At 43.1% G+C, this 26,566-nt stretch carries 26 protein-coding genes; 12 read left to right on the top strand and 14 right to left on the bottom strand.

The features are described from left to right. Positions 1–94: 94 nt before the first annotated feature. The 3 genes from E0H89_RS16920 to E0H89_RS07850 all read right to left on the bottom strand — a co-directional run bounded on the left by E0H89_RS16920 (position 95) and on the right by E0H89_RS07850 (position 2,265). Positions 95–223, bottom strand: coding sequence for a GNAT family N-acetyltransferase (locus E0H89_RS16920; protein WP_350416988.1), 129 nt, complete (start codon positions 221–223; stop codon positions 95–97). Between the two features lie 259 nt (positions 224–482). Next, positions 483–1,970, bottom strand: coding sequence for a YifB family Mg chelatase-like AAA ATPase (locus E0H89_RS07855; RefSeq protein ID WP_131216089.1), 1,488 nt, complete (start codon positions 1,968–1,970; stop codon positions 483–485). Between the two features lie 67 nt (positions 1,971–2,037). Continuing rightward, positions 2,038–2,265, bottom strand: a complete 228-nt coding sequence (locus E0H89_RS07850) for an accessory factor UbiK family protein (protein WP_131216088.1) — start codon at positions 2,263–2,265, stop codon at positions 2,038–2,040. A 287-nt stretch (positions 2,266–2,552) separates the two neighbouring features. Between E0H89_RS07850 and glnK the strand changes: the two genes are divergently transcribed. From glnK to E0H89_RS07815, 7 genes are all read left to right on the top strand, one after another. Beyond that, complete coding sequence (gene glnK / locus E0H89_RS07845; RefSeq protein ID WP_005094485.1) at positions 2,553–2,891, top strand: P-II family nitrogen regulator; 339 nt, start codon at positions 2,553–2,555, stop codon at positions 2,889–2,891. 60 nt (positions 2,892–2,951) lie between these two features. Then, on the top strand, positions 2,952–4,355 hold the full coding sequence (locus E0H89_RS07840) for an ammonium transporter (protein WP_131216087.1): 1,404 nt from the start codon (positions 2,952–2,954) through the stop codon (positions 4,353–4,355). A 138-nt stretch (positions 4,356–4,493) separates the two neighbouring features. After that, positions 4,494–4,952, top strand: coding sequence for a transcriptional regulator NrdR (gene nrdR / locus E0H89_RS07835; RefSeq protein WP_067722460.1), 459 nt, complete (start codon positions 4,494–4,496; stop codon positions 4,950–4,952). Between the two features lie 12 nt (positions 4,953–4,964). Continuing rightward, positions 4,965–6,068: a bifunctional diaminohydroxyphosphoribosylaminopyrimidine deaminase/5-amino-6-(5-phosphoribosylamino)uracil reductase RibD gene (ribD, locus tag E0H89_RS07830; protein WP_131216086.1), complete on the top strand. Its 1,104-nt coding sequence runs from the start codon at positions 4,965–4,967 to the stop codon at positions 6,066–6,068. After that, positions 6,065–7,357 carry a DNA adenine methylase gene (locus E0H89_RS07825; RefSeq protein ID WP_131216085.1) on the top strand — a complete coding sequence of 431 codons (1,293 nt, stop codon included), beginning with the start codon at positions 6,065–6,067 and terminating at the stop codon, positions 7,355–7,357. The genes ribD and E0H89_RS07825 overlap by 4 nt, the downstream gene beginning before the upstream one ends. Before the next feature lie 27 nt (positions 7,358–7,384). After that, a complete protein-coding gene (locus E0H89_RS07820; RefSeq protein ID WP_131216084.1) occupies positions 7,385–8,044 on the top strand; it encodes a riboflavin synthase in 660 nt (219 codons plus the stop codon). A gap of 110 nt (positions 8,045–8,154) precedes the next feature. Further along, entirely contained in the window at positions 8,155–8,700 is a 546-nt protein-coding gene (locus tag E0H89_RS07815) for a VTT domain-containing protein (RefSeq protein ID WP_131216083.1), read from the top strand. Positions 8,701–8,810: 110 nt separating this feature from the next. Here E0H89_RS07815 and E0H89_RS07810 read toward each other — a convergent pair whose 3' ends face one another. From E0H89_RS07810 to E0H89_RS07795, 4 genes are all read right to left on the bottom strand, one after another. Beyond that, on the bottom strand, positions 8,811–9,029 hold the full coding sequence (locus E0H89_RS07810; protein ID WP_131216082.1) for a hypothetical protein: 219 nt from the start codon (positions 9,027–9,029) through the stop codon (positions 8,811–8,813). Positions 9,030–9,174: 145 nt separating this feature from the next. Then, positions 9,175–9,807 (bottom strand): cell division protein BlhA, encoded by a 633-nt coding sequence (gene blhA / locus E0H89_RS07805; protein WP_131216081.1) that lies wholly within the window; start codon positions 9,805–9,807, stop codon positions 9,175–9,177. Between the two features lie 28 nt (positions 9,808–9,835). Continuing rightward, positions 9,836–10,243, bottom strand: a complete 408-nt coding sequence (locus tag E0H89_RS07800) for a DNA polymerase III subunit chi (RefSeq protein WP_131216080.1) — start codon at positions 10,241–10,243, stop codon at positions 9,836–9,838. Further along, positions 10,236–11,684: a leucyl aminopeptidase gene (locus E0H89_RS07795; RefSeq protein ID WP_131216079.1), complete on the bottom strand. Its 1,449-nt coding sequence runs from the start codon at positions 11,682–11,684 to the stop codon at positions 10,236–10,238. Before E0H89_RS07795 ends, E0H89_RS07800 begins: the two co-directional genes overlap by 8 nt. 159 nt (positions 11,685–11,843) lie before the next feature. Between E0H89_RS07795 and lptF the strand changes: the two genes are divergently transcribed. The 4 genes from lptF (at position 11,844) to E0H89_RS07775 (ending at position 16,889) form a co-directional block, all read left to right on the top strand. Further along, positions 11,844–12,944: an LPS export ABC transporter permease LptF gene (gene lptF / locus E0H89_RS07790; RefSeq protein ID WP_131216078.1), complete on the top strand. Its 1,101-nt coding sequence runs from the start codon at positions 11,844–11,846 to the stop codon at positions 12,942–12,944. A 2-nt stretch (positions 12,945–12,946) separates the two neighbouring features. Continuing rightward, a complete protein-coding gene (lptG, locus tag E0H89_RS07785) occupies positions 12,947–14,017 on the top strand; it encodes an LPS export ABC transporter permease LptG (RefSeq protein ID WP_131216077.1) in 1,071 nt (356 codons plus the stop codon). Positions 14,018–14,139: 122 nt separating this feature from the next. Beyond that, the gene (gene gpmI / locus E0H89_RS07780) at positions 14,140–15,687 is read left to right on the top strand and encodes a 2,3-bisphosphoglycerate-independent phosphoglycerate mutase (RefSeq protein ID WP_131216076.1); all 1,548 of its coding nucleotides are present in this window, start codon (positions 14,140–14,142) and stop codon (positions 15,685–15,687) included. A 26-nt stretch (positions 15,688–15,713) separates the two neighbouring features. Further along, on the top strand, positions 15,714–16,889 hold the full coding sequence (locus E0H89_RS07775) for a S41 family peptidase (RefSeq protein ID WP_131216075.1): 1,176 nt from the start codon (positions 15,714–15,716) through the stop codon (positions 16,887–16,889). Between the two features lie 4 nt (positions 16,890–16,893). Here E0H89_RS07775 and E0H89_RS07770 read toward each other — a convergent pair whose 3' ends face one another. The 3 genes from E0H89_RS07770 to gacA are packed head-to-tail and all read right to left on the bottom strand — an operon-like array spanning position 16,894 to position 20,559. Next, positions 16,894–18,309 (bottom strand): sigma-54-dependent transcriptional regulator, encoded by a 1,416-nt coding sequence (locus E0H89_RS07770; protein WP_171459145.1) that lies wholly within the window; start codon positions 18,307–18,309, stop codon positions 16,894–16,896. Between the two features lie 15 nt (positions 18,310–18,324). Beyond that, a complete protein-coding gene (locus E0H89_RS07765) occupies positions 18,325–19,893 on the bottom strand; it encodes a sensor histidine kinase (protein ID WP_131216073.1) in 1,569 nt (522 codons plus the stop codon). A 30-nt stretch (positions 19,894–19,923) separates the two neighbouring features. Continuing rightward, a complete protein-coding gene (gacA, locus tag E0H89_RS07760; protein ID WP_067722434.1) occupies positions 19,924–20,559 on the bottom strand; it encodes a response regulator transcription factor GacA in 636 nt (211 codons plus the stop codon). Between the two features lie 220 nt (positions 20,560–20,779). Between gacA and pbpG the strand changes: the two genes are divergently transcribed. After that, the gene (gene pbpG, locus E0H89_RS07755) at positions 20,780–21,832 is read left to right on the top strand and encodes a D-alanyl-D-alanine endopeptidase PBP7/8 (RefSeq protein ID WP_131216072.1); all 1,053 of its coding nucleotides are present in this window, start codon (positions 20,780–20,782) and stop codon (positions 21,830–21,832) included. Between the two features lie 99 nt (positions 21,833–21,931). On the opposite strand, the gene thrC is transcribed toward pbpG, so the two are convergent. The 4 genes from thrC to xerD form a co-directional block, all read right to left on the bottom strand. Continuing rightward, on the bottom strand, positions 21,932–23,071 hold the full coding sequence (thrC, locus tag E0H89_RS07750; protein WP_131216071.1) for a threonine synthase: 1,140 nt from the start codon (positions 23,069–23,071) through the stop codon (positions 21,932–21,934). 57 nt (positions 23,072–23,128) lie between these two features. Then, positions 23,129–24,433, bottom strand: a complete 1,305-nt coding sequence (locus E0H89_RS07745; RefSeq protein ID WP_131216070.1) for a homoserine dehydrogenase — start codon at positions 24,431–24,433, stop codon at positions 23,129–23,131. A gap of 123 nt (positions 24,434–24,556) precedes the next feature. Further along, positions 24,557–25,372, bottom strand: coding sequence for a DsbC family protein (locus tag E0H89_RS07740; RefSeq protein ID WP_131216069.1), 816 nt, complete (start codon positions 25,370–25,372; stop codon positions 24,557–24,559). A gap of 108 nt (positions 25,373–25,480) precedes the next feature. Beyond that, positions 25,481–26,398, bottom strand: coding sequence for a site-specific tyrosine recombinase XerD (gene xerD / locus E0H89_RS07735; protein ID WP_131216068.1), 918 nt, complete (start codon positions 26,396–26,398; stop codon positions 25,481–25,483). Positions 26,399–26,566 lie beyond the last annotated feature (168 nt).

The raw sequence follows: 26,566 nt of genomic DNA, 5'->3' as shown, positions 1-26,566 counted from the left end.
GACTTTGATGTATATCGCCCGCCTAAAAGAAAGCTTGAAAATATTGAGTCGGTATAGGATCCAGGATTGGTTCCAGAACTGCTTTAAAACCAAATTAAGAATAGAAATTCGGATCGTCTAAAACTACGTAGTCTTTTGTACCCATCACTTTCAATTGATTCACGCTTGATCGAATCAGTGCTGAAGCTATACCTTGTCGTTGCCATTCAGGTAAAACAGCAATACGTGTCCCAAGCCAGCCCAGCCTTTAATACCAGAAGAAATTCTGACACGGCAGAGGAGATGGCTATATGTCCCACAATTTTCCGGTTTTGAACGGCAACTAAAGAAAAAATCAGCACATTTGCCCGTTTTAAGGCATCCACAATGAATTGTTCAGTATGACTTAAATATTGCTGATCTTAAAAAACCTATTCGATGATATCTGAAATAGCAGCCTAATCAGCAAGGCTTTCACTATGGATCAAAATTTGCATTTTGGTCTAGCCTTGTTGTGCCCGATAAGACAACGCTTCAGTTAAATGCTGGCTTTGAATCTCGGAATGTTGGGATAAATCCGCAATACTTCGGGCGACACGTAATACCCGATGATAAGCACGCGCAGACAGGTTTAAGCGTTGCTGTGCCATTTCCATGATTTTTTGTGCTTGCGTATCCAAGGGAGCAAATTGCTCTAACTGTTTAGGGCTTAAAGCGTGATTCAGACATTGCTGTCGTTGTATTTGCAAATTATAAGCTTGAATCACACGCTCACGCACAGTCTGTGAATTTTCGACCGGTGCTGTATCTTGCAACTCATGCGCTTGTAATGGTGGGACATCCAGATGCAAATCAATACGATCGAGGAGTGGACCTGAAATACGGCTCTGATAACGCTTAATTGCATCTGCTGAACATTGGCAACGAATATCCTGATTAAAAGCATAGCCACAGGGGCAGGGATTCATTGCGGCAATCAGCTGAAAATTGGCTGGGAAAGTGATTTGTCTCGAAGCGCGAGAAATCACAATTTCTTTAGATTCCAGCGGCTGTCTTAAAACTTCCAATACTTTGCGGTCAAATTCAGGCAGCTCATCTAGAAATAAGACCCCTAAATGGGCCAAAGTGATTTCACCGGGTTTGGGATGTGAACCGCCACCGACTAGAGCGATCGCTGAAGCAGTATGATGCGGTGCCCGAAAAGGGCGCTGTCCAAAGGGGTGCGAGGTATTGGAAACCGAATAGATGCTGGCAACTTCCAGATTTTCCTGGCTATCTAAAGGCGGTAAAATACTGGCAAGCCGTGATGCTAACAGGGTTTTACCTGTACCCGGCGGACCTTTGAACAATAAAGAATGCCCACCTGCTGCGGCAATTTCCAGAGCGCGTCGTGGACGCAGTTGACCTTTGACATCGGCTAAATCGAATCTGTACTGATCTGGCGCAGCCGTCTGACTGGCTTGATATTGCTGAAGAGGCTGCTGATTAGAAAGATGATCACAGACATCTTTTAGGTGCTGGGCTGCAAAAACTTCAAAATGAGGCAGTTGAGAGGCTTGCTGGGCATTTTGTTCTGGCAAGATCAGTTGATGTCCTAGCTGCTGGCAGGCAATCGCAATACTCAAAATCCCGGTAATGGGACGAAGTTGCCCATCCAAAGCCAGTTCACCAATAAACTCCAAATTGTCTGTAACATTTTCAGGGATTTGCCCGGATGCGATGAGGATGCCTAAAGCGATGGGTAAATCGAGACGTGAGCCATCTTTGGGCAAGTCTGCCGGAGCTAAATTGATGGTTAAACGCTTAGTTGGAAATTGAAAACCACTATTAATAATGGCTGAGCGTACCCGATCTTTACTTTCACGAACTGCCGCTTCAGGCAGCCCGACAATGGTTAAAGAAGGCAAACCCTGACTGACATGAACTTCGACCTCAATTAAAGGTGCATGAAGTCCAAGCAGACCTCGAGTATAAATTTTAGCAAAAGACATTATTATTGTTCCGTTATAGTGCGTTATTTTTAATCGTTTTGTGTCTTTTAGTGCACCAAAAAAGTGCTTATTTCTTGTTATTGATTTTAATCTCTAATGCTTCAACTTGTTTAAGCAGTTCATTTAAGCGTAAGTTGGCATTATTGAGCGCAGTACGTTGACGTTCAATTTCATCTTTTGAAACCAGATCCATCTTGGAAACAGCTTCATTGAGTAAGGCACGCAAATTGTGTTCAATATCTTTTTTTGGTTGATCTATTTGTTCGAGTATAGCTTGTAATAATGTTTCGATCATTGTTGATTCCCTAAGAGTGCAGAAGTAGCAGAAGTAGCAGCAGTGTAGCATTGCTCAAACCTAGACCATAGCCCCCATCGATCAGATATAGTTTTGTTCGATGAGTAAAATCGTAAATTTTATAATAAAAATATCTGTTTTTTAAAGATCAGACTACGCTTAAAAGTATAAAATAGGTTATAAAGAAAACTCGTGTCGAAACTCTCTATTTTCCCCCAACCTTAGAAATTTTGGCACGAAATTTGAACATAAAACCTTACTGGTGAAAGAAGCCGAAGGAAACAAACATGAAGCTCGTAACTGCAATTGTAAAACCCTTTAAATTAGATGACGTGCGTGAAGCACTCTCTGAAATTGGTGTTCAAGGGATCACCGTAACTGAAGTCAAAGGCTTTGGTCGTCAAAAAGGTCATACTGAACTTTATCGTGGCGCTGAATATGTCGTTGATTTCTTACCTAAAGTGAAAATTGAAATTGCAATTAGCGATGATATGGTTGATTCAGTGATTGAATCGATTACGCGTGTTGCAAGTACAGGAAAAATTGGTGACGGTAAAATTTTCGTGACTAATTTGGAACAAGTCATCCGTATTCGTACCGGTGAAACAGGTGCAGATGCTGTCTAATTTGGCACGAAGTTTGCTGAGTACCTAATAACTCAAAAAATACTAGGTTGGGGGATACGAATGAAAAAGATGCTCATTGCGCTGAGTTTGTCTGGCGCACTCTTAGGTGGTTCTGTTGTATGGGCTGAAGAAGCTGTAACAGCATCCACTGCTTCTGAAGATGTCACAGTGGTTGAAACTGCTGATGCATCGTTAACAAATTCTGAATTGGCTGCAGCACCTGCTCCAGCTGAAGCAACAGCCGCACCTGTCGAAGAAGAAGTAAAATTAGATACAGGTGATACTGCATGGATTTTAGTGTCTACAGCACTGGTTTTGCTAATGACCATTCCAGGTTTGGCACTGTTCTACGGTGGTATGGTTCGCAAGAAAAATGTCCTCGGCACAATGGCACATAGCTTTGTTGCAGCGGCAATTGTGAGTATTACTTGGGTCGTGATTGGTTATAGCTTAGCCTTTGGCGAAGGAAATGCATTCATTGGTGGTCTGGATAAGATCATGTTATCCGGCATTACCACAGATGCCTTAACCGGAACAATTCCAGAAATTCTGTTTGTTATTTTTCAAATGACTTTTGCCATCATTACCGTAGCCATTATTACCGGTTCGATTGCAGAACGTATGAAATTCAGCGCTTTCGTTGCATTCATTACCATTTGGAGTATTGTGGTTTACGCGCCAATTACCCACTGGGTATGGGGTGGCGGCTGGTTAGGTAACGACGGCGCACTGGATTTTGCTGGTGGTACGGTCGTTCACATTAACTCGGGTGTCGCAGGTCTGGTTGCTGCATACATGCTTGGCAAACGTATGGGCTTGGGCCGTGAATCAATGGCGCCACATAACCTGGCTTTAACCGTGATTGGTGCCAGCCTGATCTGGGTGGGCTGGTTCGGTTTCAACGGTGGTTCTGCACTCGGTGCCAACGGTTCTGCAGGTTATGCATTGGTGGTTACTCAAGTTGCAGCGGCGGCCGCAGCAATTGCCTGGTTAATTACTGAAAAAGTGGTTCGTGGTAAAGCCTCGGTATTGGGCGGCGCATCTGGCGCGGTTGCGGGTCTGGTAGTGATTACCCCTGCAGCTGGTTTCGTGACTGTAGGCGGTGCAATGGCGATGGGCTTGATTGGCGGTGTCGTGTGCTTCTGGGGTATTACTGCGCTTAAACGTGCACTGAAAGCTGATGACTCTTTGGATGCTTTTGGTCTGCATGGTGTGGGTGGTATTGTCGGTGCAATCTTAACAGCAGTGTTCGCAAGTGAATTCATCATGGGCGATAAAGTTCCTGCAAATATGATGCATCAATTATGGGTGCAAATTGAAGGTGTACTTGCAACCATCGCTTACTCTGGTGTAGTGACTTTCATTATTCTTAAACTGATTGACCTGGTGATTGGCATTCGTGTTGAAGCGGATGATGAACGTATGGGTCTAGACTTAAGTCAACATGGCGAACGTGTAGAATAATAAAAAAGTCGATAATCAATATATTGTGTAAAACAGCCCGGAAGGGCTGTTTTTTTTCCATATCTTGCGTAAGTCTCTACAAAACGCAGAATTTTTGCTACACTCTAAATCCGATTTGATTTGTTCAATTAAACCGCTATGCATTGTCCATTTTGCAACGCCGCAGATAGTAAAGTTATCGATTCGCGTTTGGCTGCTGAAGGCTGTCAAATTCGTCGACGTCGTGAATGTATCAGCTGCGGAGAACGATTTACCACCTTTGAAACCTATGAAGTGGTGATGCCACGGGTGATTAAATCTGACGGCAAGAGCGAACCTTTTGATGAAGCGAAAATGCGCCGTTCATTGATGCATGCTTTACAAAAAAGACCGGTCACACAAGAGCAGATTGAAACTGTCCTCAGCGATATCCAATTACAAATTCGTCGCCTAGGTGAGCGTGATGTGAAATCACGCATGATTGGTGAAATTGTCATGCAATCCTTGTTTGCCCTTGATCATGTGGCTTATGTGCGTTTTGCCTCGGTATATCAAGATTTTCAGGATGTAGAAGCTTTTCGACGTCAAATTGAACAAATGCAACACCGTGAACATTAAAAGAGTTTGAAGATGTCTAAGTTAAGCCAAGATCCAATTCACCAAGATCAGCTGTGGATGCAACGTGCGATTGAATTAGCGCAACTTGGACAATACTCCACCAAACCCAATCCCAATGTCGGCTGTGTCATCGTTAAAGATGGTCAGTTAGTTGGCGAAGGCTTTCATCCTCAAGCTGGACAACCGCACGCGGAAGTCTTTGCCATGCGTCAGGCCGCAGATCTTGCTCAAGGCGCAACCGCTTATGTGACTTTGGAACCTTGTGCGCATTATGGTCGTACGCCGCCTTGTGCCAAAGGTTTGGTGGAAGCAGGGATTGCTAAAGTCATTGTCGCTTGTCCCGATCCAAACCCGTTGGTGGCAGGCAAGGGTGTACAAATTCTAAAAGATGCCGGCATTGAAGTTGAAGTTGGCATTTGTGAACAACAAGCAGAAAAACTCAATTTTGGTTTTCTTAAAGCCATGGCAAACGGTATGCCTTACGTGCGTTTAAAAATTGCCTCAAGCCTGGATGGCCGTACAGCCATGGCATCCGGGGAATCGAAATGGATTACCGGACCTGAAGCTCGTCAAGATGTGCAGCATTGGCGCGCCATTTCTGGTGTGGTCATTACCGGGATTGAAACGGTACTGGCAGATGATTGTCTGCTGAATGTGCGTCAGCTCAATGGTATTGACGATATCACGACTATTGTTCAGCCGAAACGTCTGGTACTCGATCGTCAGGGACGTTTACCGCTTCATGCGAAAATACTCCAGCAACCCGATACGGTCATGGTCATGGGACCATTCCGTCAGGAACTTGCTGATTTGGGCGTGCTACAATTTGCAGTACAACCTTTAAAAGACTTGCTACAGACCCTTTCTACGCAACATCAAATTTATGATGTGCTGGTGGAAGCGGGGGCAACATTATCGACTGCCTTTTTACAACAACAGTTAGTCGATGAAATGATCAGCTATGTTGCACCGACATTTTTAGGTCAAGCAGCACGTGCAATGTTTAGTGCGGAATTTAGCCGTATGGCAGAGCAACTTCGATTTAAGCTCATGGACGTCACCCAATTGGGGGATGATGTGCGCTTAAGGTTAATCCCTTCTCAAGAGACAGTATGAATTCAGAGTCTTCGGTTTATCATAAACGTCGTCATTCAGCACGTACCACAGACGAATATCTTTTCAATCAGCTTGTTCCGTATTTAGGCAATAAGCGTCGTTTACTTCATCTGATTTTGGAAGCACTTGAGAGCACGGGAACATTAAATAGCAAAAATGGTCGTGCCCCGATTTTCGCTGACTTTTTTGCAGGCTCCGGTGTAGTTTCACGTCTAGCTCGTCAAAATGGTTATCGTGTGATTGCCAATGACTGGGAACCGTATAGCCATGCTTTAAATAGTGCGATTTTGTCCTGCACAGAAGCACCGGCATTTAAAGAATTGGGTGATTATCAAAAAGCCATCGATTACCTGAATCGTTTGCCGGAAGTCAAAGGTTGGGTAACGCATAACCTGTGTCCGCGTAATGATGAAATTTATGATCCGGCACGCGATCGTTTATTCTTTAAACGCCGTAATGGCATGCGTATCGATGCGATCCGTCAGCAAATCGCCACTTGGCAAGCTCAAGGTGCGATTGACGATGTCGAGATGAGTGCTTTATTGGCACCTCTGCTTTATTCAGCCAGTTTTGTCAGCAATACTTCAGGTGTATTTAAAAGTTTCCATCATGGCTGGGGCGGTAAAACCCAAACCGCTTTGGAACGAATTGAATCTTTGCTCTGGCTGACACCGAGTCGTTTCTGTGCCATTGGCGAACCAAAAAAACCGGCAGCAGAAATGTGGTGTGTCGATGCTCAGCATCTTGCCAATCAAATGAGCGGTTTTGAAGTCGATGTGGCATATCTGGATCCACCGTATAACCAGCATGCTTATAGCAGTAATTATCACGTGTTGAATGCTTTAACCTTGTGGGATCAGGCTGATTTACCAACTCCAGATACCAAAGGCTACAAGAGCGGGATTGACCGGGCATGGCGTAAAGAGCGGCCGAGTCAGTACAATTCTTCCAAATATGCCAAAGAAGCTTACGAGAAGTTGTTGGCAACGATTAATGCGCGTTATATTCTAACCAGCTATTCGACCGATGGTAATATTGAAGCGGGTGATTTGCTGCAGGCGAATCTGAAACGTGGTCGTGTAACCTTGCTTACTCAAGATGTTCCGCGTTATCGCGTCAGTAAGCAACGTCAGTCAGAGCGCGCACGTGTATTAGAATTTATTGTGATTACCGATACCCATGCCAAATCGGGTCCACCACTGCGCCAGCTTTTGGGCCAGTTGTATCATTTCGCTGAACTGGGTGGAGTCGATACTACAGGGGTGAGTACACAACTGGCATTGTGGTAAAACAAATACAGAATTAGAGAACAAGTTATGTTTACAGGCATTATTGAAAGTCTAGGCAAAGTGGAAAGCTTACAAAGCGTAGGCGGTGATGTCCGTTTGCGTATTGGTACCAGTCTCGATATGTCAGATGTGCATTTGGGCGATTCCATTGCCACTAACGGGATTTGCCTCACCGTAATTGAATGGGGCGAAAACTGGTACGCCGCCGATGTATCGCGTGAAAGTTTAAACCGCACGACATTAGGCACCTGGAAAGTCGGTCAGCGCGTGAATGTAGAAAAAGCGATGTTGCCCACCACACGTTTTGGCGGCCATATTGTCAGTGGTCATGTGGATGCTGTAGGTGAAATTACCGTGGTTCGTGAAGATGCCCGTTCCATTTATTATGAAGTGACAGCACCTGCTGAAATTGCCAAATATTTAGCTGAAAAAGGTTCGGTGACGGTGGATGGGATCAGTCTGACCATCAACCATTTACGCGGCAATGTGATTAGCTTGAATTTGATTCCGCATACGGCTGAACGAACCAATATTGGTACATGGAAAACTGGTGCCAAAGTCAACCTGGAAGTCGATGTATTAGCACGCTATATCGAGCGTTTAATGCTGGGTGATAAAGCGGCTGAAACCACAGAACCATCAAAATTAAGTATGGCATTTCTTGCAGAAAATGGTTTCTTAAAATAAAAACCCATAGAATAGAAAACAGTCTGATTGAAAAATCAGACTGTTTTCTATTTTTATTTAGGTTTTTTAGTGGGCGGGTTAGATCATGTGGCTAAAGTGGATTTGTGCGAATGCTTGATTTTTTAATGCATATTGAACAATGGTTGCCGACTTTGCTGGACAACTATGGTCTATGGATTTACGCCATTTTATTTCTGATTATTTTTGCAGAAACCGGCTCTGTATTTATGTTTTTCTTGCCTGGGGACAGTTTGCTGATTGGCATTGGTGCACTTTGTTCAACTACAGATGTGATCCATTTAAACTACATGGGGCTATTGCTTTTTAGCGCTTCGGTATTGGGTTATACCGTTAATTATTATACCGGTCAGGTGCTGGGATTTAAATTTTTTCATGAACATTCACGGTTTTTGAAGCCTGAATATATTGTCAAAACCAATCATTATTTTACCAAGCATGGTGGAAAAACCATTCTGGTGGCTCGTTTTGTGCCATTTGTGCGTTCATTTGCACCCTTTGCTGCCGGAGCCGGGCATATGAGTATTTTCAGTTTTATGCTTTATAACGTGGTAGGCGGACTGATCTGGATTAGTCTGTTATTAGGGATCGGCTATGGCGTAGGCAATATGCTGGGAATTGCCGTAGATTTATTTTAGGTTTTAAATATTTAGATCATGTTTGGATTTGATTAAATTGAATAAAAAATCTAATCAAAATATTAAAATAAAAATAGCCCACCAAAGTAGACTGTTTTGACTGGTCTGTTTCAGTATTTGGTAATTGTGACAGCAGTACTTCCTACCGAAGAGCTTAATGCAGCAGGTATAGAAACAGAAAATTGGCCTTTTTCAGCTTCACGGACAATATAAATCGAAACTGAATGGAAGTCGGCATGGCTTATCCATAAATCTTGAGCAGATACACGCCATTTTTGACCCGAATCCAGTGCAGCAATTTGAGTGGAAATTTGCTTCAAGATATCCATTTTTTCTTCCTGAATAAGATTATGTTTAAGTATCAAAATAGCAATATCTTTAAATGAATTGATTCAAAGATATGACTATCTTGTGACATAAACATGTCATTTATATGACAGTGGAAAAATAGTCTGGATAAATTGCGATGAGAAATTAGTGCTTTGGTTTCTCTGTCGATAAATCAGAGTTTTTCAAAATGTAGTCAATTTCGTCTTGGCTGGCTTGATGTAACTTGGCACGAAATACCGTAACCGCCTGTTCAATCAAGGTTTCAGCTTCTAATTCGAGACGTAAACGCACGCTTTCCAGTTCGGATAGCATTGCAGTGTCAGGAATCGACCGCATGCCTTTAGAAAAATTCAGTGCTGAGCCTTCAGGATTTTTATGATAACGTGCTGTATAAACATGGGTTTCGTGCTCTAAAGTTTGCCGGATAAAGGCCAAGGTTTGGGTTTGTTCGGCAAACTGTCGAGCTTCATCTAGCTGCAAGGCTTGAGCATAAGCAACTTGTTCAGCACGTTTATTTTCCAGAGATTTTTCTAGCGCAAGCTGCTTGCGAATGCGTGCTTCTTCAATCAGTTGTGCCTTACGTTCTACATATGCACGCTCAATTCTCTCAAAAGAGTGTTGTTGTGCTTCTTTATCCTTTTCCAACCACTTTTGGATATTGGTTTCAGGTTTCAGCACATTGCAGACACGGTGTAGGTCATCAATAAATACCTGACGAACAGCTTCAGGCACATCTAACCAGCGCTGTTTAAAATCTTGACCGACATTTAATGCCACCCCGTATCTCCTTATTTCAATTGACCGGCTAAAGCTTGAAAGTTCGCGGCTCAATACCTAGACGTCGGTATTGTTTAAATTTTTCGCGACCCAGTTGTTTTGCCGATTCATTATTTTCGATGATTTCTATAATGTGACTAAATTTATCAATCTGTTCAAGCGCTTGATTGTTAAAATTAAACACAATCCAGTCAGATTGTTCCGGCAGTCGAGATGAAATACAAATAGGAGCATGTTCCTGATCAATCCCATGCGGAATAAAGCTGCTAGGATCAAAACTCCATAATTGTTCATCAAGCTGTTGCTGCAATTTTGTGTCGGAACAATATAACCAGATATGTTCCGATTGTTTCAGAATTTTGCGGCACAAACGGCAAGTGCTTTCCACTTGCCGCTCATTACTTTTTTCAAATAGATAAAAGCTAACTTTAGCCATTCGACTGCGCACGGTTTGCCAAGAATTGAATCAGTAATGGAACAGGGCGGCCAGTTGCACCCTTGGCTGTACCTGAGTTCCATGCTGTTCCGGCAATATCTAAATGTGCCCAGCGATATTCACGGGTGAAGCGTTGCAAGAAACATGCGGCAGTTACAGCACCGGCTTTAGGCCCACCAATGTTGGCAATGTCAGCAAATGGAGAATCCAGTTGTTCCTGATAATCTTCAATCACCGGCATGCGCCATACGCGGTCAAATGAGGTTTGACCTGCAGCGGTAATTTCAGCTGCAAGTTCATCATCCGATGTAAACATACCGGTTAGAACAGAACCTAAAGCAACCACACATGCACCAGTCAAGGTTGCGATATCAATCACCAGCGCAGGATTAAAACGTTTGATATAGGTCAGCGTATCGCATAACACCAAACGGCCTTCCGCATCGGTATTTAAAATTTCGACGGTTTGACCGCTCATGGTGGTCACGATATCACCCGGGCGTGTCGCATGACCCGACGGCATGTTTTCAGCAGCCGCAATTGTACCCACAACATGAATCGGAAGTTTTGATTCACACAGCGCACGCATCGTACCGAGTACAGAAGCAGCACCACACATATCGAATTTCATTTCATCCATGCCAGCGCCTGGTTTGAGTGAAATACCGCCGGTATCAAAAGTTACCCCTTTACCCACCAGCACGATTGGTGCCTGTTCGGCATTGGTCTGGTATTCCATGGTAATGATGCGTCCTGGACGATCTGAACCTTTGCTGACTGCCAGGAACGCGCCCATGCCGAGATCGGCCATTTGCTGTTCATCAAGAACGGTTACTTTTAACAGATCCGGATATTCTGCCGCCAAGGCTTGCGCCTGTTCTGCCAGATATTCAGGGAAACAGATATTGCCCGGACGATTACCCAAATCACGAGCCAGGTTTTGGCCCGATTGCACCGCGTGAATCAGGCTGAGTTGTTGTGCATTTAAAGTACTGTTACTTGAAATAAGATGAATCTCTTCTAGAACGAATTCATTTTTCTTCGATTTATATTCATCAAAAGCATAACTGGCTTGAGTTAAAGCCAAGGCAAATAAATAATGTTGTTCTGGCGCCAAGGCAGAAATATCAATGCTGATCTGTTTGAATTTTTTTTGTGACGCTTTGATAATAGTTTGTGCGATTTTTGCTAATTTGGCCGGTTGAATTTCAGCTGCCTTATCAATACCAATCAGGGCACTGTTGGTACATGCCGCCACTTTCCCAATCAGGGGCAGCGATTCAGTTAGGCTGGCTTTAAATTGGGCTGCTTCTACTAATGTATTTAAATCATTGATTTCATAAGTAGTCGCTGGCTTTTGAAGCTGTTCAGAATCGACTAATATCAACAAAAATGGACTAGATGCATTCTCTTGGAATGACGTATTAATTGTCAGTTTCATGTTCTGTATTCATGCCTTTAAAAGTTTGCAAACCATTAAACCATTGAAACATTTCTATGAATAGAGTTTCAATGCGCAACAACAGTATAGGTTTTATATTTTCAACATTCGGGTAAACTAGCGCTAGTTTTTATTAGCCTCTTTTTTGGAAGAATTAATTTGATTATTCGGCGTTATCTGGTCAAGCAAGTGGTGTCTACATCCTTGGTTGTGATTGCCTTGCTTACCTTGATCATGATGGGTGGTCGACTGATCAAGTACTTTGGCATTGCGGCACAAGGTCGTTTAGATGTCAGTATTTTGTTCAGTATTATTGGTTATCGGCTACCGGAATTTTTAACCCTGATTCTTCCACTGGGCTTTTTTATCGGTTTGATGCTGGTATTTGGCCGTTTGTATGTCGACCATGAAATGGCGGTAATGAACGGCAGTGGCGTCAGTCGCCATCAGTTGGGAAGGTTACTGATTCCGCTGACCGTGGTATTTCTGGCTGTTCAAACTGTCTTGATGGTCTGGATGTCTCCTTGGGGGCTGCGTCAGTTTGAAGAGTTGACCACCAATCAGGCGGTCAGAACCGGTTTCGATTTGGTGCGTCCCAAAGAGTTTATTTCCTCCGGTCCCTATACCATTTATGCTGGAGATTTGTCAGAAGACCGGCGTAATCTTAAAGATGTGTTTTTCTATCAACGCGCGGAAAAACCAGGTAAACCGGATGTCATGATTCTGGCAAAAGAAGCCACTCGTGTAGAAGTGGCCAATGAAACGGCCAGTATTGTCGATTTATCTGAAGGCCGCCGTTACGAAATTTTTCCGGGAAAACCAAAATATACCCAAGCAGAGTTTCAGTCCTATCGTTTACGTTTAGAAAGTGATGCTGAAGCCAAATTTGAAAGTGCAGAAGTGGAAGCATTGCCGATTGGCAAGCTCTGGAACAACCGTACCGATCCGGTTGTGGCGAGTGAATTGGGCTGGCGGATCTTCGTGCCATTTTCAGTACTTGTGGCTTTGATCCTGGCGATCGCACTTTCAGAAGTGACTCCCCGTCAAGGACGTTATTTAAAACTATTCCCCGCCTTGCTGATTTTCGCCAGTTTGATTGTGGCACTCATGGCATTGAAAACACGTGTCAGTAAAGATGAGTTAGGAATCTGGGCATATCCTTTGGTCTTGGTCGTGTATGGCATTGCTGGAGCATTGTTCTCCAGAAAACAAAAGCTCGCCCCTAAAATCAAGAAACGAATTCAGCAGGCGAGGTCTTAAAAATGTTAGCACGTCGAATAATTGCCAAACATGTGACCAAAACCACGGCATTGGCCATGCTGGGGGCCACAGCAGTGCTTTCTGTTTTACAAGTGCTGTTTACCTATTTGGGTGAATTGGGTTCACTGAATGAAAACTATGGTGCCTGGCAGGCATTTCTCTATGTGTTATGGGGTGCACCCCGCTATTTATATGAAATTTTACCTATTTCTGCCTTAATTGGTGCTGTTCTCGGTTTAGGGGCTTTAGCGTCTAATAGCGAACTGGTGGTGATGCGTTCGGTGGGAGTGAGTCTATGGCGTATTGTAGGCTGGGTGATTCGTTCGGCTCTAATTCTGGTGGTTTTATCCTTTGTCCTGAGTGAATGGGTAATTCCTTATACCAATGAGCAAGCCAAAAGCGTGAAAGATCACCGGAGTGTAAGTTCACTGGGTGAAGTCAGCGGTTATTGGACCCGCGAAGGTCAGCGTTTTATTTATATTGATTATGCCAATGCACAAGGGCAACTGAAACATGTTCAAGTCGTAGACTTTGATGACAGTTATCACTTGAAAGGGGTTCTAAATGCAGAACAAGGTCAGTTCGTTAAAGATGGTGATTGGAATCTAAAGACTGCTTCACAAATGGATATTTTGCCGCAAGGTAATTCAACCTTGGTCAAAACTGATCAGCTTCCTCTGGCTTTAGCCCTACAGCCAAAATACGTGCATATGGTCACTATTGACCCCGAAGATTTATCACCTAGCCAATTAATAAGTTTTATGAGCTACATGCATGAATACAGCCAGGTGCCGAAAACCTATAAGCTGGCATTTTGGCAAAAAGTCGGTTCGCCATTTGCTTTAATTGCCTTGGTACTGATTGCCTGTTCCTTTATTTTTGGTCCCTTACGTCAACAGTCGATGGGTTTCCGTTTGGTGATTGCCTTGTTTATTGGCTTAGGATTCTTCTATCTGCAAGACTTCTTGGGCTATGCAAGTTTGGTGTATTCACCTTCACCGGCATGGTTCGTATTTGTACCAATTGTGCTGATGATGCTGGTAGGCGGCTATTTACTGCGCCGTGCACGTTAACTGTTGAATAGAGAATGATAAACAAGGTGCATGATCAGCTTTAGTCCTGATCTGCACATAGAGTCTTGACCGAAAATTCGGTAAGATATACTGATGAAATTGTAAACAAAAGAGTGTTCATTATGACGGATGCAACTGCTGGCAAAATCCCTCACGTATTGGTAATTATGGATGGTGTGGGTCATCGCGAAGCGGTCGAAGACAATGCTTTCCTGGCAGCAAAACGACCTAATTTAACTGCTATGCAACAAAAGCATCCCCATGGTTTGATTTCTGGTTCGGGCGAAGATGTCGGTCTGCCTGATGGTCAAATGGGCAACTCTGAAGTGGGTCATATGAACCTGGGTGCAGGTCGTGTGCTGTATCAGGATTTCACCCGCATTACCAAGGACATTCGTACTGGTGCTTTTTTTGAGCATGACGTTTTGATTGATGCGGTAGAGAAAGCCAAAGCTGCAAATGGCGCAGTACATATCTTGGGCTTGCTGTCACAAGGTGGCGTGCATGCGCATGAAGACCATATTGTTGCCATGTGTGAATTGGCATTGAAAGGTGGGGCGAAAGTGTATCTGCATGCTTTCCTGGATGGGCGTGATACGCCACCGAAAAGCGCGCAACCGTCTTTAGAAAAATTAGATGCGGTTTTTGCCCAGTATCCGGGTCAAGGTCGTATTGCGAGCATGATTGGTCGTTACTTTGCCATGGACCGTGACAATCGTTGGGATCGTGTTGAACAAGCCTACCGTCTATTGACTGAAGGGGAAGCCGCACGTACCGCAGCAACAGCAGTTGAAGGTCTGGAACAAGCCTATGCGGCAAATGAGTCGGATGAATTTGTGAAAGCTACGCGTATTGGCGAGCTGGCTAAAATCCAGGATGGCGACAGCGTTGTATTTATGAATTTCCGTGCCGATCGTGCACGTGAAATTACCAAAGCCTTTGTCGAAAAAGAGTTTACCGGTTTTGAACGTAAAGTGGTTCCAAACCTGTCTAAATTTGTGATGCTCACCCGTTATCAAGCGACCATTGATGCACCTGTGGCCTATATGCCGGAAGCGTTGAAAAACTCGATTGGCGAATACTTGTCGAATTTGGGTAAAACCCAACTGCGTATTGCGGAAACTGAAAAATATGCGCACGTGACTTTCTTCTTCAGTGGTGGCCGTGAAGATGAATATCCGGGTGAAAAACGTATCCTGATTCCATCACCAAATATTGCAACTTATGATCTTAAGCCTGAAATGAGTGCTTATGAAGTGACCGATGAACTGGTTGCTGCAATTAACTCGGGTGAATATGACTTGTTGGTGGTGAACTTTGCCAATGGTGATATGGTGGGCCATACCGGTGTCTTTGATGCCGCCGTGAAAGCGGTTGAAGCAGTGGATACCTGTTTAGGTCGGGTATATGAAGCAGTAATGGCACAAAAAGGCCATATGCTGATTACCGCTGACCATGGTAATGTCGAGCAAATGCAGGACTATCACAGTGGTCAGGTACATACTCAACATACCACTGAACTGGTTCCCTTCATTTATGTGGGACCCACTTCAGCGACTATTGCGGAAGGTGGTGTGCTTGCAGATGTTGCACCAACCTTGTTGAGCCTCATGCAAATTCCTGTACCTGAAGAAATGAAAGGTCGTAATTTGATTACTTTAAAATCATAAAATTAACCCGATAAACAGGTGGAAGGATGGTTTTACAACGCTGGAAGATGGTTGTCGCTTTAACAACGTTGTTCATCTGTGTGAGCCATTCTGCACTTGCTGCAGTGAAAGATCAGCCTGTTCTGGATTTTGATGAGGAAGTAGAACAGAATTATGCTGAAATTCCAGTGGAATCGATTCAGCAATTTGTTCAGATTTATAGCATTGTCAAAGAAAATTATGTTGATGCTAAAAATGATGATGCATTATTTCAGCAGGCGATTAAAGGCCTGGTTAGTGGCCTGGACCGTTATTCCCGCTACTTGAGTCCTGAAGATTATAAGCAGCTACTACAATATACCGAAGGCGATATTGCCTCTGTCGATTTTGAACTGATTTATGATCAGCAGTTACATCAATGGGTCATTCAAGGTTTAAAGAACAATGCTGATTCTACCAAGCAAGGTTTACGCAATGGCGTAACGGTATTTAAGATTGATGATCAAGAACTGAAAAAACTCAACCATGATCAGGTCAATAGCCTGCTGAATGGTTCGATTGGTTCGACCTTAACCTTGCAACTGGCACCGAATAGCGCTCCAATGAGTTTGGTGCGTAATAAGAAAATAGAAACCGATATCCAAGCCAATATTCTGCAAAATCAGGTTTTAGTGATCAAAGTTAAAGTTTTCCAGCAAGATACTGCCAATGAAATTAAACGCTTGATTGAAGAGCACTCTTCCTCGCGTCTTAAGGCAGTGTTGCTTGATTTAAGAAATAATCCAGGCGGATTATTGTCTGCTGCGGTTGAATCTGCTGACTTGTTTTTGAATCAAGGGGTGATTGTTTCTACCAAAAGCCGTTCTGAAGGGGATCAGCAATTTCAAGCTTTACCGAGTTTGGAATTTCAAAATTTAAAGCTGGGCATTTTAATCAATAACCGTTCTGCCTCAGCCGCTGAAGTCTTTACTGCCGCAATGAAAGACCATGGCCGTGCCTGGGTCGTCGGTGAGAAGAGCTATGGCAAAGGCGTGGTACAAAAACTTTTTCCGCTTTCCAACGGTGCCGCCTTACAGATGACGGTATCGCATTATTACACTCCGAAAGGGCAGATGATTGAAGGTGTGGGGATTCAGCCGAATCAACAATACCTGCTGCAACATGAGATGAAAGAAGAAAACTATCTTGAACATGTTGCAGAAATCATTCTAAACCGTAAATAAGCATTTATTCATCATCGGTATCCAAGCCAAATTTCTTTAAGCGGTAACGTAAAGAGCGGAAAGACATCCCCAGTTTTTTGGCTGCCAGTGTTCTGTTCCAATGGGTTAAGTTTAGCGCATTGAGTAAAATATCTTTCTCAATATTTTCCAGATAAAGTTCTAAACCTTCATCGGGTAACTTTTTAGCAGAAACTAAGATTTCACTACGAAAAGCAGGGCTGGCTTCTTGCTGATGATCTGAAGGTGCGGCTGTTGGATAACGTAGCGGTGCACTTTGTAAATGAGGTAAATCAATTTTATCCTCATCACTAAGGGTAATGGCGCGTTCCATAATATTACGTAGCTCACGGACATTGCCCGGATAATACTGGTTCAGCAAAAAGTTTTTCGCGCGTTCAGTCAGTTGTTTTGCAGGAATACCCCATTCTTGGCTAATTTTTTGAATAAAATGATGCGCCAATAAAATAATATCATCACCCCGTTCACGTAGTGGTGGAAGCACAAGATCCATCACATGAATACGGAAGAATAAATCTTGGCGAAATCTGCCTTGTTGTACTAATGCTTCCAAATCCTGATGGCTGGCACTAATGACACGGAAATCCACATCAATTTCAGCATCTGAACCGACGGGACGAATCCGTTTTTCCTGTACCGCACGCAGCAGTTTGACCTGCATGGTTAAAGGTAATTCAGCAATTTCATCTAAAAATAGACTACCCCCATGTGCAGATTGGATCAGACCTTGTTTGTCTTGAGTTGCACCGGTAAAGCTGCCTTTCTTATGCCCAAACAGCTCACTTTCCATCAATTCCGTTGGAATAGCACCACAGTTAATTGCAATAAAAGGACCTTCATTGCGATTACTAAGTCGATGCACCAGATTGGCAATCACTTCTTTTCCGGTTCCAGATTCACCGGTAATAAATACAGGCGCTTGAGAACGTGCAATTTTATTTAAGGTAACGCGTAATTGCTGAATCGGCAGGGATTGGCCAATTAATAATTTTTGTTCCAGCGTATCTTCTTTACTTTGAAAATTTTCGACCGGTTTGTTCAACGCTTTTTGTAAGAGTTGTTCCAGGTGTTTCTGATTAATCGGTTTGCTGACAAAATCAAAAGCACCGGCTTTTAATGCGGCAATTGCAATTTCCATATTGCCATAGGCAGTGAGCACAGCCACAGGAAGTGCTGGAAGATGCTGGCTAATCCATTCTACCAATTGGAGCCCATTGCCATCCGGTAAATTCAAATCGGTTAGACAGGCATCATAACTATTGTCAGATAAAAGTTTTTTTGCCTGTTCAAGACGATATGCGATATGGGTCTTGATGCCCATACGTGATAAAGACATTTGCATTAAAGTACACAAATCTTCCTCATCATCTACTAATAAAACAATTGGTTGTCGTTCCAAAATCATACCCCAACACTATTAATTTAAAGCACCATCCAGGCATTCTATTCGAAAGCATGCCCCTTGTTTTTGTTCTACATAGTCCAGTTTTGCTTGGTTCGCCTCACAAAAACTATGTGATAAGTATAATCCTAAACCAGTTCCCGTGATTTCGGTACTAAAAAAAGGTTGAAATAGGTAGGTCAAATCTTGAGATGCCACACCTGAGCCAAAATCTCGAACTTCAATTCGGACATTGGTTCCATGTGAATAAATATTTAATTCAATATGTGAATGCTCAGGTGAATTGTGCCGAATTGCATTACGGATCAGGTTAATCAGTACTTGGCGAAATTGTGCTTCATCAAAAGTAATCGAAATTTTATTTGGTATGGTGCATCGAATCTGGTTGATGATATCAGATAAATCTTCCTGGATCATTTGGGGAATAAATTGATTCAGCTGAATCTGTACAGGATACGTTTCTCTATTTCGCACCATGTTCAAGGTGTCTTGCACAATACGGTCAATACGCTGTGCTTGTTTTGCAATCATCTGACTTAATAGGTTTTGTTGGTCTGGATCACTATCTGGCAACAATTCGTTGGCTTGAACAATAGCAGCTAAAGGGTTGCGAATTTCATGGGCTATACTGGCAGACAATTGTCCTAAAGCTGCCAGTTTTAATTGTTGTACCCTTTGATTAATTTTACCCGCATCTTGCAGCATCAATAGGGTAAGGGTCTGATGGGGAACCATTAATTTCTGCACTTCAATATGCATATGATAGCGGCTCAGCTGTGACTCGAATTGAAATCTTTCACCATCTTGCAGCTGGTCAAACTTAATGAGTTCAAATAAATCAGGTTGTATTTTGTATAAGGGATATTTGTCATAAGCATAGAGTGGAGGAATACCCAAAAGCAGACAAGCCGCAGGATTGCTCAGCACGATATGACAGTTTTCATCTAAAACCAGATAGCCGAGTTCAATCTGTTCCAGAATATAACGGTTCAAATTTTGCAGTCGATTGAGCTCCAAGGATTGCGAAAAATTTAAATTTTCCAGTAATTGGAAACGTCGTACCGCAATTTGAGCACTGCCATAAACCACAAAAAACAGAAAGGCCAACAAAGCGCTATTACTGATATTGTTGAGTGAAGAAAAATCAAAAATACTGCCTAAAAATATTTGATAAATCACACTAATTACGGCGAAAAGAGTTGTGATTAAGGCCTTTTTTGCATCGAGTAACAAAGAAGCTGCAAAGATGGTAATCACAAATAGCAGACTTAAATGAAGATTAGGACCGTCCATTGCTAAAGTAAGTAAGCTTAAAACAATGACATCGACCGCAAATAACAGCGTCAGTTGTTGGGGAATTCTGGCGCGTATTTTTTTTAGGCTCAGCAGTTGCATACAGCCTATCGCCACAAAACAGATGAGAGCGTATAGATAGAGCTGTGGATAGCGGTATTCTGTATTTAAATACTGATTGGTGAGTGAAAAAATCAGGAGAAGACAAGTCGCAATAATCAGTCTATAAGCGCCATACCAGATGCCTAGATGATACTGGTTAAACTCAAAATTTGAGGTGCTCTGCGTCATGCATGTCTTCTAGAAGCTATATTAAAAGTATTAAGGTTTAATCAACCCATAACGAATGGCCAAATGAGTCAGTTTTACATCACTATCCAAATTCAATTTTTCAAAAATACGATAACGATAGGTATTCACAGTTTTGACACTGACAAAAAGTTTATCGGCAATTTCTTGGGCACTAATACAATTTACCACCATCATCGCGACCTGCATTTCACGTTCAGACAGCGCATCAAATGGCGATTGCTGGGTATCTGAAAGGTATGAACTGGCCAGTTGCTCGGCAATATCTGCACTAAAATATTTGCCCCCTTGCATGACTTTATTTATGGCACGAACCATTTCGGTCACAGGTGCGCCCTTAGTGATATAACCTTTTGCGCCTGCTTTGAGCAACAGGGATGGATAAGGCTCTTCAGCCAGGCCGCTAACAGCAACGACTTTGGTTTCAGGTGCGGTTTGCAACAAACGACGAGTAGTTTCCACCCCACCAATGCCCGGCATATTGACATCGAGTAAAACCACATTAGGATGATGGTGACGAACTAAGGTAATCGCTTCTTCTCCAGATTCAGCCTGACCAATTACTTGCACATCCGCATGGTCTTCGAGCATTCGGCAAATCCCGGTGCGTACCAATTCATGATCATCTACTACTAAAACTGTGATCACCTATTTCTCCCCTCATATAAAAAAAGCATGTTTTTTGTTACATAAAGCAAAATAAGCTTGCAATGAAATGACAAAATTAGCAATCCTATTATTAATCTTTAAGTGAAATGTTATACACAATGTCGTGAGCTAAAAAAATGTTCACCTTTGTGTCTAAATGTAAGGCATATTTGAGGTAATACACAAATGTATCTTGCCTCCATGAGTTGAGTAAAACATCGTGAAAAATTCGAACAAGTCTTTAATGCATGTGCTAGGTATGTCTATCTTACTGAGCATGAGTTCAACCAGTTTTGCAGAACTGGTCATGAATGCTTCTGGAGGCACAGGTCAAGCTGCTTTAAATTGGTCTTCTGAAGATGCCAAACAATTACTCAATGGCGATGGTTCGGCATTGAGCGAGGAACCAACGCCACAAGGTTCAACTAAAATTACTACTTCGGTGCGTAGTTCTAATGGTGTAGTCAGTTATTCTGCGCCTAAAACTGTACAAATTTTAGATAATTCAGGTTATAGCAATCAACCTTCAGTCAATGCCCGTGCTGCTTTAGTCATGGACGGTCAGACTGGTGAGGTTTTATATAGTAAGAATAGTAATACTGCTTTTCCGATTGCATCGATTACCAAGCTGATGACAGCAGTGGTGATTGCCGATGCACGTTTAAATATGTCGGAAAAAATCACCTTAACTCAAGCGGACTTTTCATGTTCAGGCTGTAAGAGTTCAAGTTCAACTTTACGCGCTGGCGATACTATGAATCGTGCGGAAGCACTTTTATTTGCGTTGATGAAGTCTGAGAATCCTGCCGCTTCTGCATTGGCACGCACTTTCCCGGGTGGTCGTGCAACCTTTATCTCTGCAATGAATGCGAAAGCCAAAGCCTTGGGTATGAATTCAACTCATTATTTAGAGTCAACCGGTTTGCATCCAGGCAATGTGGCTTCTGCGCGTGATTTAGGGATTTTAGTCAATACAGCATCCCAATACGGTCTAATTCGTCAATTCTCAACCACCCCAAGTTATGATTTTAATTTGGGCTATCGAGTGTTGAAATCAAACAATACCAATGCTTTGGTACGTAACGGCGGCTGGAATATCAATATTTCAAAAACCGGTTATATCAATGAAGCAGGACGTTGTGTCGTCATGCATACCACCTTAAACAATCGTCCAGCAGTGGTGGTGCTCTTAGGCGCAGATACTTCTGCTGCACGAACCAATGATGCGACGCGCTTAATGAGCTGGGTTAGTCAGCTTCCAAAACGGATTTAATATTGATTCTGGGAAGTATTCAATTTTACTCAACGTTTGAATGCTTCTAAACTAAAAAAGCCCTGCAATTGCAGGGCTTTTTTTAATGACAAGAACGAATTACATATTTGAAAGAATTGAATCTTTTACTTCATTCATGGTTGCATCAATCGATAACATTACGGCATCAGAACATTGTTTGATGGCAGTATCCGGGTCTTTTAAGCCATTCCCTGTAACAGTACAAACAATCACTGAACCTTCTTTAATTTTTCCGGCTTTAATGTCACGGATGGCACCACCGATAGATGCTGCAGAAGCAGGTTCTACGAACACGCCTTCGTACATTGAAAGTAGACGCTGTGCTTCAAGAATCTCAGTATCAGTCAGTTCATCAAACCAGCCATTTGAATCACGTACCACTGCTTTAGCATGATTCCAGCTTTGCGGGTTACCAATACGAATCGCAGTTGCTACAGTTTCAGGGTTAACCACCGGACCGCCACGTAAGAACGGGGCAGCGCCAGCCGCTTGATAGCCGGCCATGATTGGAAGGCCAGCAGGTTTAGGGCCGGTGAAAGCATCTGTTTCAGCGTCGTAAATGACTTGCTCAAACTGATCGGCAGGCTGATTCGCAACCGCTTCGGTATAACCCATCCAGTGTGCAGTAATGTTACCCGCGTTACCTACTGGCAAGCAGTGGTAATCAGGTGCACGACCTAAAGCTTCAACAATTTCATAAGCAATGGTTTTTTGACCCTGCAAACGGTAAGGGTTGATTGAGTTCACAATAGTAACTGGGGCTTGATCTGCGACTTCTTTCACCAGACGCATACCGTCATCGAAGTTTCCGCGAATTTGCATGGTGATTGCACCGTACATCATTGCCTGTGCCATTTTACCCATAGCAATTTTGCCTTCCGGGATTAAAACGAAGGCTTTGATGCCTGCGCGTGCAGCATAAGCGGCAGCGGCAGCTGAGGTGTTACCGGTAGAGGCACAAATAATCGCTTTAGAGCCTTCTTCAACCGCTTTGGTCACCGCCATGGTCATACCACGGTCTTTAAATGAACCCGTCGGGTTTAAGCCTTCGTACTTCACATAGATTTCAACGTCTTTACCAATAATGCGTGGAATATTCTCAAGCTTAATTAGTGGGGTATTACCTTCACCTAAAGAAATTGCACGAGTGGTTGCAGATACTGGTAAACGGTCGCGATAACGGTCAACTAAACCAGTATAACGATTGGCATTCGACATGATGATGTTCCAATTGTGTGTAGAGCTTGGCAAGGGGTAACACTCCCCTCAACCCGATTAATTATCAAGCGATTCTAAACGAATTCGTACAATTTCGCCATGAATGAAAGGCAATGCTTGAATTCGTTGCAACGCTTCATCCATTTTTGATTCAACGATAGGATCGGTTAAAATCACGATCGGAATCAGGTCTTTTAAGCGTGGCTGCTGCATGATGGCATCAATACTGATTCCGGCACGACTTAAAATCGTGGTGACATCTGCAAGGACGCCCATTTGGTCTTCGGCATTGATACGAATGTAGTAACCCGTGGTCATTTGTTCACGCGTTAAAATTGGTAAATCCGTTAAAGCTTCAAAGGCCAATTGCGGAATGGTTCCGGCACCATCTTCGGTATAAATGATATCACGGACAATATCGACTACATCAGCAACGACCGCAGAAGCGGTTGGACCTGCACCTGCGCCAGCACCATAATAAAGGGTTGGACCGACTGCATTGGCTTGGACCAGAACAGCATTTTTCACGCCGTTAACATTGGCAATCAGCTGGTCATCTGGAATTAAAGTCGGATGTACACGTAACTCAATACCTGCATCGGTACGGCGTGCAATACCTAGGTGTTTAATACGGAAACCCAAATCTTCTGCATATTTCACATCTTGTGCCGTGACTTTGCCAATCCCTTCAGTAAAGACTTTATCAAACTGCAAGGGGATACCAAATGCACATGAAGCCAAAATGGTCAGTTTATGCGCAGCATCAATCCCTTCAACGTCAAAGGTAGGATCTGCTTCGGCATAACCCAGTTCTTGCGCTTCTTTCAGCACATCTTCAAAAGCACGGCCTTTCTCACGCATTTCACTTAAAATGAAGTTACCTGTACCATTAATAATACCTGCCAACCAGTCAATTTTATTGGCTGCCAGACCTTCACGAATCACTTTGATAATTGGAATGCCGCCGGCAACTGCTGCTTCATAGGCAATCTGCACAGCATTGTCTTCGGCCGCTTTAAATAGTTCATTGCCATGTTCAGCCAATAAGGCTTTGTTAGCAGTCACAATATGCTTGCCATGTTTCATGGCTTCCATAATGACTTCATAGGCAGGGTGGATACCGCCCATGACTTCAACCACGACATCGACATCAGGCTGACGCACGATATCGAGCAGATCAGCACTGTGTTTTACAGATTCTGGAAGATCCAAATCAGGACGCGGACGACGTGTACCGACATGGGTAATTTCAATTTCTCGCCCGGTGCGACGTCTAATCTCAGCAGCGTTTTCTTTTAAAAGTTTAAGGGCACCACCACCTACAGTACCAAGACCGAGGATTGCCAGACGAACTGGTTTCACGTCACACTCCAATATCTAATCAATTTTAAGCGAACCTAGATCATAGCTAAAAAAAGCATGAGACTCTAGGAAAGAAATAATTTTATCTTCAACTATAAAAAACAGTAATTTAACGAATAAAAATTAGTTATTTAAACGTTCTACCAATTCGCTAGGAGAAAGATATCCGCCTAAATAAACTCCATCTTCATTGTAAATTGCCGGCGTACCATTTACGCCCATATTCAGACCCAATTGGTATTGCGCCCGGACTGGGTTTTTACAGGTTGCAGGAGCAAGAGGCGCACCGGCAATGGCCTGGTTAAAGGCAGCCTGACGATCTTCACTGCACCACACGCTTTCCATGGCTGGCATGAACTGTTCGCCACGTGGCCATGCGATATAACGTACTTCAATGCCTTTGGCATTAATTTCGCTCATGTGTTCATGCAGTTTATGGCAATACGGGCAGCTGGCATCGGTAAACACATACACAATATGTTTAGTTTTACCTTGCGCCTTATAAACTAGAAGATCTTCAGTTTTTAAGCCAGCCAGAAGCTTTTTGTTGGCTGCGGATTGCAGGTTTTCACTGACATTGTGAATTTTGCTGTCGCCCAAACGAAGCACGTCGCCCTGAATAATGTATTTCCCATCTGCGGTTGCATAAACAGATGACATGCCTTCAAGGTTGACCCAATACAGATTCGGTACTTCAGTGGCTTTAATATCCAGCACTTTGGCATTGATATTGGCTTTTTTAAAGTGCTGTTGCAAGGTGTTAATCAAACGCTGCTGTGCATTTCGCTCGGAAATGTTCGATGCCTGTCCGGTTGCAGGTGCACTCGCAGTTAAAGTACCTTGCTTCTTTTCATCGTTATTTGAGTTGGAACAAGCAGTGATTGCCAGACTGCTTGCCAAGGTAGATGCAATAAAAAATTTTGAGCGGGTAAATGACATAAATAACCCTTTCTTTTAGCTTTAAATAAAAATTGGTGGCCTAGCATAACAAAAAAAAAGCCAGGCTCGTTAACACTTCTTGGTCTTAGATGATCAATGAAGATCAGGCTAAGCACGCGGGTGATGGGTAGCATGCAGTTGCTGCATTCGAACTTGGGCAACATGAGTGTAAATTTGCGTGGTAGATAAATCACTATGCCCCAATAACATCTGAACGACACGTAAGTCTGCGCCATGATTGAGTAAATGGGTGGCAAAGGCATGCCGTAAAGTATGCGGAGAAAGTTCGGCTTGTACGCCTGCTTGTAGCGCATAGCGTTTGATTGCATACCAAAAATTTTGTCGGCTCATAATGCCGCCGTGCTGGGTTAAAAAAACATAGTCGGTGGCAGATTTATATAAACTGGGACGTGCTTCATTCAGATATTTCTCAATCCATTCACAGGCCATTTGTCCTAAAGGCACCAAGCGTTCTTTATTACCTTTACCGACAATACGTAAATAGCCCTGTTTTAAATTAATCAGTTCAAGGCGCAAATTAAGTAATTCAGTTACCCGTAACCCACAAGCATAAAGCACTTCAAGCATGGCACGGTCACGTAAACCCAAAGCCGTTTCAATATCCGGAGCATGAATTAAGGCTTCCACTTCTTTTTCAGAGATATCTTTGGGGAGTGAACGGCCAATTTTAGGCGTTTTATGGGTTGCCACAGGATTGTCGGAGCGAAGTTTTTGTTCACGTAAAAACTTATAAAAAGAACGCAATGCAGAAAGTGATCGGGCAATCGAGCGCGGACTTTTGCCTTGTTTGGTTAACGCCAGTAGAACATCAGAAATGTCATCACTGTTCCAATCCGGCATTGAATTCGAATTGCATTCACTACATTGAACTAAATCAGACAGATAGGCATTGCGAGTATGCGGACTGACGGTTTGTGCAATTAAATAATCTCGGAAACCCTGTAAAAAACTTAAATGTTCAGGAATGCTCACCGGAGCAGGAATACGAGGTTTTTTATTAAGCATGACACTTCTACATTGAATGAAAAATCCAAGTTTTTCTTGGCTTCGGTCAATTTAGAACAATTCCTTGCGAATGTCGATCTGAGTAGACAGATGAGAATTGGAATCAAACCTTACTTGGTAATTATTCTCATTTGTTTGTATACTGTTCAAAATATTTTAGGATTAGAT

Source organism: Acinetobacter sp. ANC 3781, assembly GCF_004331285.1.
GTDB lineage: Bacteria > Pseudomonadota > Gammaproteobacteria > Pseudomonadales > Moraxellaceae > Acinetobacter.
Note: the sequence above shows the minus strand (reverse complement) of the source record. Positions and strands in the feature narration are given on the sequence as shown.